Source organism: Serratia sp. HNCC26DJ244, from assembly GCF_057180565.1.
Genome location: NZ_JBXUGO010000042.1, coordinates 1 through 8,570 on the forward strand (window position 1 = coordinate 1; position 8,570 = coordinate 8,570).

5 protein-coding genes are annotated in these 8,570 nt (G+C 47.1%); 2 read left to right on the top strand and 3 right to left on the bottom strand.

Translation table 11 applies throughout. The features are described from left to right. The coding region (gene yrIlm / locus AC2A06_RS18295) for a YrIlm family inverse autotransporter adhesin (protein WP_484381229.1) at positions 1-2,882 on the bottom strand (2,882 nt) is incomplete at its 3' end. 1,358 nt (positions 2,883-4,240) lie between these two features. After that, on the bottom strand, positions 4,241-5,137 hold the full coding sequence (locus AC2A06_RS18300) for an SMP-30/gluconolactonase/LRE family protein (protein WP_484381230.1): 897 nt from the start codon (positions 5,135-5,137) through the stop codon (positions 4,241-4,243). A 786-nt stretch (positions 5,138-5,923) separates the two neighbouring features. On the opposite strand from AC2A06_RS18300, the gene AC2A06_RS18305 reads away from it, so the two are divergent. Then, a complete protein-coding gene (locus tag AC2A06_RS18305) occupies positions 5,924-6,358 on the top strand; it encodes a DoxX family protein (protein ID WP_484381231.1) in 435 nt (144 codons plus the stop codon). 42 nt (positions 6,359-6,400) lie between these two features. Here the strand turns inward: AC2A06_RS18305 and AC2A06_RS18310 are convergent, their stop codons facing one another. Next, positions 6,401-7,150, bottom strand: a complete 750-nt coding sequence (locus AC2A06_RS18310) for a DsbA family protein (protein WP_484381232.1) — start codon at positions 7,148-7,150, stop codon at positions 6,401-6,403. A 112-nt stretch (positions 7,151-7,262) separates the two neighbouring features. On the opposite strand from AC2A06_RS18310, the gene AC2A06_RS18315 reads away from it, so the two are divergent. Then, a complete protein-coding gene (locus AC2A06_RS18315; protein ID WP_484381233.1) occupies positions 7,263-8,201 on the top strand; it encodes a LysR substrate-binding domain-containing protein in 939 nt (312 codons plus the stop codon). Positions 8,202-8,570 lie beyond the last annotated feature (369 nt).

The window sequence follows — 8,570 nt, forward strand, 5'->3', positions numbered from 1 at the left end:
TTTACCCCGTTGCCATTGGCATCGTTCAGGGTCAGGGTCAGGGTCGAGGTCTGGGTGCCGTTAGCCACAATACTCGGCGGGCTGACTGCCAGCACAGACTTACTGGTGCTCAGGTTGCTGCTGTCCGCTGTCAGCGTCACGCTGGCAGGGTTGACCGCAAAAGCCTTGCCCCCCACCGTCACCGTAATCGCCGCAGTGCCCGCGGTAATGCCGCTTAGCGTTGCGGTATAGGTGCCGTCGCCGTTATCGGTCACCGTGCCCACTTTGCTGTTGGTCAAGTCAGGGACAAACTCCACCGTCTGACCACTCACCCCGTTGCCATTGGCATCGTTCAGGGTCAGGGTCAGCGTCGAGGTCTGGGTGCCGTTAGCCACAATGCTGGCATCACTCACCGCCAGCGCTGACTTGCTGGTGCTCAGGTTGCTGCTGTCCGCCGTTAACGTTACGCTGGCCGCATTGACCGCTAAGGCCGAACCCCCTACTTTGACGGTAATATCAGCCTTACCGGCGGTGGTCCCCGTCAACAGCGCAGTGTAAGTGCCATCCTGGTGATCAATGGGGGTACCAATCTGGCTATTGGTCAAGCTGCTGATAAAAGTAACATTCTGGCCTACCACTGAGTTACCGTTGGCATCCTTGAGGTTGAGCGTCAGGGTCGATGCACTGTTGTTATCCGCCACGATAGTGGACGGGCTCGCAACCAGCGTCGAGTTGCTGGCACTAATCGCTCCAGTTTTTAATTTAATACTGGTGCTGAGATCACTCAGGATGGTACCACCGACAGTAACCGTGATATTCGCCTGCCCCACCACCATACCTGCGGTCAATGTGGCACTGTAGACCCCGTTGCCAATCTCGCTCACCGCACTGAGAGTACCCAGTGTCGTGGCAAAGTTGACCGTCTGGCCGTAAGCAAGATTGTTGTTAGCATCACGCAGCGTTAAGGTCACAACCGAAGTGGCGCTGCCATTAGCTTCAATCGTCGAGGGACTGGCTACCAAACTCGAGGTGGATGCCCTCAGGTTATTGATATCAGCAGTCAGCATCACCTTGGCTGGGGCTATAGCTATCTCAATCCCACCGACACTGGCCGTGATATTGGCCTGCCCGGCCGCCGTACCCGCCATCAAGCTCGCACTGTACACGCCTCGGCTGGTCTCAGTGACCGCACCAACGGTACCCAGCGTTGAAGAAAAGGTCACAACCTGACCACTTACTGGATTATTGTTACCATCCCGCAACGTTAAGGTTACCTGCGAGGTATCGCTACCGTTGGCGAGCATATGAGTCTGGTCAGCTATCAAAGTCGATAACTGAGTATTGAAACTGGGTGGCATCACCTTTATCAGTACAGTCGCGTGGTTAGAGGCATTACCTTGCGTATCGTAGGCAACGGCGCCAAAAAGGTAACTATGTTCAGTCTGGTCATTAGGCAGGGTGATGGCTAATGTCTGGGTAGCTGTTTGTTGTATCTTTGCCCCTGCTGCTATCAGTGCCCCACTGTCCCAGTCAATATGCGCCAAACCATATTTAGCGGTAACCTGTGCGCTTAGCATCAGCGTTGAACCGGCATCAGCGACCAATTCTTCTGGCATGGACAGATGGATCACTTCCTGCTTCTGATAGTCCAGCACAATATCATTATTACGCTCAACCAGGTCAAGGCGGCTACCTGCCAGTGTCCGGCTAGTGCCTACGGCTGACGGATCAATATGGGAACGCCAGTTCTCTCCTAGATGATAATTAAACTGCAAGCTGATGCTGTCATCTGAATTCCCACTGCTCCCCATGCGATGTTCCGCCCCCACAGTGAGCAACGGGATAGGGGTATAATCGATACCTGCAGTCACTGCATAGGGATCTTTCTGGAGGTGATCTTTACCAAATAGCGCGACGTTATCGCCATAGTATTGCTCATACATCAACTTACCACCCAATTGTGGGTAAGCAGGCAAATAGGCTTCGGCTCGCACATCGTAGCCATCGGCCGGGCGTTCATTGTAGTCGGCAAAATCGCGCGACTGATGCCAGTCGCTCAGAGCAAAATAGCTGTTAGCCGACAATTTCAGATAGTCGGTCCAGACTTCAGCCCCCACGCCGACCCGCTGATTATCTCCGGTGATATCATCGTCAAAGAAGGTATTGATGCCGTACATCCAGTGATCATTGAAAGTACGAAATCCCATCCCCGCATTCACGGTATTACGGCTGTCTTTATTACGAACGCCCAGTTGAGTGAATAGCATGTTGCGCTGGTTGTCGTACAACGGTACCAACACATCCACAGCACTGCCATCAAGATGAGCATGGTCATCGACGTTCAACTGAACACGGGCAGTACCAAACTGACTCAACCACTGCTGGGCCGAATCATTGAGTTTATTGCTAGCCGCAGAACGGGCCATTGCCTCTGCCGATTTGGTGGCATTCTCACTGGCCAGTGCCTTACCACCGCTCATGGCATAATCTGCCAGTTTATTGTCTGTCAGATCAGGCTGTTGTGTGCCTGCTTCAACCAGGGAAAACTTGCGCGGCACATCAATTTCATCCCCAACTGTTAATGCATTAAAAGGCTTGGAGAACGTGCGATAGCGGTTAAGTTTTTTTAACTCATCAACGGAAATACCGTACTTTTTGGCTACCGTTGTGACACTTTCACCCACCCCCAGCGTATAGGCATCCGTCGCTGCCGACGTTAACGTGCTGTGCTCAGAAGAAGCTGCTGCAATCGCCGGAGTAAACGACAAGCTTACAGGCAACAGCAACTGAACGAGAGTATTAATCCAGGTAATGATTTTCATTTTCCGTGGCGGAGCCCCAATCACCGGCCCCTCCGGTTCTGATGCATTACCATAGGTTTTTTTATCAACTTTATGTGGCATTACGCAGTTATCCTATTTAATAACGGGCAAGGCAAAATCTCTCAAATTTGCCCAATTTCCACCCTATTTTCTAAAAAGCATTAAAGATGCTCACTGACTCAATCTGGTATCAAGCCGTGAAGTGGTAATAGGGTTCATGATAAAAATCGTGTAATCGTAACGGGGGAAATGGGGAAGCAATATAACGTGAAGTCAACGCCGCCTTATCCCTGATTGGCATCTACTAAAAAAAGAACAAATATGGAACAGTCGTTCTCGTTTCAACCTATATACTCGTCATCCTTCAAGCTGCTTGGGTGTTAGCTGCACTCTGTCACCCCAGTCATATAGTCAGCTATGCTCCTGGGGACTCCATCGTTCGCTGCCTACAAGCAACTCGAATTATTTAGTGTATAAATAATGATAGCCCTCCCTAATTATGCGTATTACGCCATTCATCCTAAAATGAGCTGTTTTCCACTCACTCTAGCCATCATGAAATTCTTAATCGTAGGCCTTATGTACTTAAATAGAGACCATTAAACTGGTCTAAATTTGGTCAACATATAGGTATTGTTATTCATATTTATGTTGCAAAAATGTAACCAATGAAATATCAAGCAACCTCTTGTGACTCAATCATAAAAATTAAAAATATCAAACTCATACTTGCTTAAACCAAGGTGGTTTTATGCCAGTAATATCTATTGTTTAGCGCATGGCGACTCATGATCAGAATAAAATATATTCAACCATGAGCGAATTACATATCGATCGAGCTTTAAGTCGAATCAAAGATAGAACAACAGAGATAATTGTTTATATAGGAAAAATCTTAATTAGAATCAAAGAATGCCATGCAGCGCGCTAAGCAATAATGGCATGCCTAGCCAATGTACAATTATCGATAAGTAACAATAATCCGATAGCAAAATAATAATACCTGGTCAAGTGCCAATTGGCCGAAAGGGATGATGAGTTGACCCCTTCTCCAAAATGGCTCGGCACACTTCGCAAAGCAGCTGAAAAGTAGAACAGAACGCCAAGATTCTGGGCATTGCACCCAAAGAGGTTAGGGAAATAATCAGTCAACCGGTATTTAACTTAAGGCACCGGTTTTTTTAGAGACAAAACTTTCAATAAAAGGAGATCTGAAATGACATCAAAATCGGCAAACCATCAACCAACAGAGTGACGTGAATGCACTGTAAAAATCTCAAGTGTATGCTCTCAATTTCCGCCAACAGCAGAGCATGACGGAACTCACCTGTATTCCGTCATACTGAAAATCGCTTAGCCGTTGTTATGGTAGAAACGTTATGGCAGAAATGAACACAGTATTGTTTAACGCGGTACAATCTGTTTTTGCTGCTACCTCATCAGCCTGCGCTAATGATCGAAACTTGATTTCCCAATAGTAGCGGAATGGCCAGTGTGTTCCGTTTTGAGTCGTAGCCAAGAGATGCCGGCGAACTGAGGTTTTCGGCATACAATGAAACTTTGCCGTCCTTGATCCTATAAACACCTTCCCCTGCCCAACTGGTTACAAACAACGCCCCCGTTTTGGAGAATGCGATCCCATCAAGGCGGCCATGGGGCAATTTGATATATTCCTGTACCGTACCGTCATTCTGCATCAGGAATACTCCCCCACCTTTGGTTACAAAATAGACGTGATCATCGGGGGATATGGCTATGCCGTTGGGGTTATCTAAATGCACCCCCGATGCTAAACGAATAATTTTACCTTGCCCGTCGATTTTGTAGATGGCATCTGTACCCGTGGGGATAAATTTGTTTTTATCTTTGGTCTCTTTATCCTGGTTGAACAAGATGCCGCTATCGGTAACGTATAGATTGCCTTGGCTATCTATAGCAATGTCGTTGAGCATAGATGCTTGGTGAATGACGTATTCTCCTACCAACTCTCTTGTGGTCAGGTCAAAACCCTTTACCGTATTGTAGTCGGTCATCCACAATATGTTATTCCCTATCGCCATGCCTGCCGGAGCGTGAAGTACGACCCCGTTTTTTCCCCCCTCAATCCACTTCAATTCCAAAATTGATCCGTCGGGTGCCATCTTGCTGACAAACCCGTCATTGGACAAATCACCATTAGGGCCGTTCATGTTTGAAACAAAATAAACGTCCTGGCTAGGGCTGTAGGATACTGATTCCGGAGATATCAACTCGGTATCGGGTTTCTGGGGAGACTGCGCTGCTAAAGGCATACTGAGGCAAAACAAAAGACCTAGAAATACATTTTTGATCATCATCTCTCATTCTCTTTGATTGATTTTTACTCGATTATATTTGCGTAGATAAGTTAGTAAAGTTTCACATTTCGCTTGGTTAGGCAACCAATCGTTAACATTGTTCCACATGCCACCATCCCTTACATTGCTGAGGTTGATATCGTCCTTTACGTATCATTTGAATCAGTTCGATGCCAACCAAGATCGTCTACACCCATTGCAACAATTTGAATCCTCGATTTCCTCGCGCTCCTGTTCTGCCTCTGGATACGTTGGAATAAATTGAGGCGTTGTTACCCTGGAACGTTGACTTTGCCCCTTTTCAAAAAATGTGCGCAATATGAATAGGACAAGTGCGTCGATTTAACGGCGATTACAGAAGTTCCATCTAACAGGCAATGCGCCATTTTCAGAATACGATTGTACAAAACCTTAGATGCGAATCGCATTTGACCGCTAATTACTGCCGTTCACACACCCTCTGCAGAGGTTCCTATGATTAAAAACCGAGCTATGCTTTGGCTTTTCTCAAAAAACCACATTCGCTTTTCTCAAAAAACTACATAGTTAAAAAGCTGTTCTACCGCTACGTCTAACATGCCGATACCATCAATTGCCCTTCAGTTTCGAATCATTACTCGCTCCCCGAGTTCGAGCCCACCTGACCTCCACTCTTTTTCATTTACAACAAAAAAGGGCATACACTGCTAGAAATGACCTTCTGATAATTTTCCTAACCCCCCCTCCCGTAAAGAGGTATTATTCTGCATAATTTATGTTTGCATGGAAGAAAAGGAAGAAACAGAAATGATCAAATCGTTGTTAGGCTTAGTAAATAAATCACTGAATCATGAAGATGCTGGTAAACTTCTGTTACGGATTACGGTAGGCGGCCTGATGCTGTTCCACGGATTACATAAGCTATTTTACGGCGTGGAAGGGATCAGCGGTATGCTAATCGCAAAAGGGTTTCCCGGTTTTATCGCCTATGGCGTGCTGATTGGTGAAGTCGTGGCACCCTGCCTGATTATCGTTGGCATCTTGACCCGCCCAGCGGCACTTTTGCTGGCATTTACCATGATTATCGCGTGGCTGATGGTGGGTACCGGTAAAACCTTCCAACTTGATGCGGTTGGTGCTTGGGCTATTGAAAGCCTGGTCTATTACTTTATCAGCTCGTTAACAGTGGCGTTTCTTGGCTCAGGTCGTTATTCACTGGCCAAGGACCCCGCCTGGCGGTAACACCATTCCCTCTCACATTTACGGGAGAGGGAAAGTCTATCCTCATCTAGATGGCCTCTCATTCGAGGGGCCTTGCAGTTCCTTTTCCAGCCGCGTAATCAGTGCGTCATAGTTAATGTAACCGGAGGCAAGCAGACTTGTTTCACCGTTTTGTTCCAGTAGAATACTCGGGAACCCGCGTACCCCCCAACGGCGAGTCAGTGCGAACTGTTGCAACGTCGCTTGAATAGCCTGTGAAGAAAGAAATTCTGACCGAAAATCTTCATATCTGATACCTGCCTTCTGGCAAAGGTCAGCGTAAAACGCGACCTCTTTTGGATCAAAACCATCAACATAAAATTTTTGCTGGATGTCAGAGAAAAATGTCAGAACGGTATTGTAGCGATCCGGGTGGTTTAAAAGCAGGTTCGATGCGGTAACCACAGCTCTGCAAGCGGGTTCTGTGTCATAATTGAAGTGACTTTTTTCCAACAAACTAAACCCGAAAGGCTGACCGGTAGTACGTTGAATTTGCTCCCATTCGTGGCGTAAAAATGTTTTGAAAGTGGTATTCCACTCATCGCCACCACCAGCACGCAACCCACCCACAGTGACGGTAAAATCAAGTCTATTTTGGGCACAATATGCGGCCAATTGCTTGAGTGTTGGCGCAATACCCCAGCACCAGGAGCACATAGGGTCACCAATATAACGTACCTTCACGTCAGATTGCTCTTGCAGCATAGCAGGCACACTTTCTGTTTGTGTCTCCGGTAAAACACAGGTTCCTGATAACGGGTCGCACTTGAACATGGTTTTGACTCCATAGATGTAAAAGCAAAGTTGGATGCAGCTGATATTAATTGGGATGAATTTTAAATAGAATGACCCATAAATTTAACCTACTGTTCAGGATTTGCGAACAATGGACAAGCTGACAGCGATGGCGACTTTCATTACCGTGGTGGACTCGGGAAACTTTACGCGAGCCGCCGCCATGCTGAATTTGCCCAAAGCGCGGGTATCGCAACGGGTTGCTGATTTAGAATCAGCGTTAGGCGTCAGGCTGCTACATCGAACGACTCGGGTTCTTAATCTGACAGAGGATGGCCGGGCCTATCTTGAGCAATGTCGTCATATTCTCAGGGAAATCGACGCACTGGAGGATAGCCTGAAAGGCACCACTCGTGCTCCAGAAGGCAATCTCCGTGTCGACGCCCTTGCCTCGATTGCGCGCTGGGTGATTGCCCCCCATCTTCATAAATTTCAGAAGATGTATCCCAATATTACCCTGCGTTTCGGGAGTAGTGATCGCATCAGCCATTTGCTTGAAGAGGGAATCGATTGTGCCATCAGAGGTGGGAAGCTGGAAAATTCATCAATGATCGCCAGGCATGTGGCCGATGTTTATCTCGGCTTGTACGCAGCGCCGGCTTTTTTAAAGTCTGAAAAACCCATTCGAGCACCTGAAGATCTTATCTGCCAGCCACGCCTCAGTTGGTTTGGCTCCCGTGAAGGAGAGCGCTTTGTTTGGCAACTGGCTCAGGGAGTGCATCAAGCCACTCTCCCGGAACCGGATACTATGCTATTTGATGATCCCAACGTCGCGCTCACCGCCTGTATGGCGGGTGCAGGTATCTGCCCTGCTGCCCCCTTTGCTGTCGAATCTTATGTACGCAACGGCTTATTGGTGCCAGTGTTACCTGAATGGCACTTCAAGCCTCGCCCTATTCATATTATTTACCCGAGCAAAAAGCATTTGTCCGCACGAATACGCTGTTTCGTCGATTGGTCTTTGGAACTGATGCAGCAAAACAACAGCCTGCATTTAACACCTATTGAATTAACACGTAATTTAGACTAAAGCAGGGGTAACCATAAAACTGAACAAATAGATAAAATTCTCGGCATGGCACCCAGCGCAGTTGAGAAAGTAATGTCTCCATCCATCATGCAGCCTAATAATCCACCACGGAAAATCAGCAGCTCCTGAATTATTCGGAATATTCTTATTCTCTTGTGATACCCTCTCAGCGACAATGACAGTTATTTTATCAGTCCGATGTCTACATTTTGACCAATTCTCCACGTAGCGTGCGATATCTGTTTCCACCAAGGGATGCCAGAGAACCATCACGGAGTAAGGTTAGAAAATCATTAAAATATCAAATGGAGTTAGGAAGTTATGGAAAAAACGATAGTTTTGGCTGTTAACAATAGCGAAGGGAAAACA

Bases quoted from the DNA above. Each gene is read 5' to 3' on its own strand.
- AC2A06_RS18315 (WP_484381233.1), top strand. From the start codon at position 7,263: ATGGACAAGCTGACAGCGATGGCGACTTTCATTACCGTGGTGGACTCG.
- AC2A06_RS18310 (WP_484381232.1), bottom strand. From the start codon at position 7,150: ATGTTCAAGTGCGACCCGTTATCAGGAACCTGTGTTTTACCGGAGACA.
- AC2A06_RS18305 (WP_484381231.1), top strand. From the start codon at position 5,924: ATGATCAAATCGTTGTTAGGCTTAGTAAATAAATCACTGAATCATGAA.
- AC2A06_RS18300 (WP_484381230.1), bottom strand. From the start codon at position 5,137: ATGATGATCAAAAATGTATTTCTAGGTCTTTTGTTTTGCCTCAGTATG.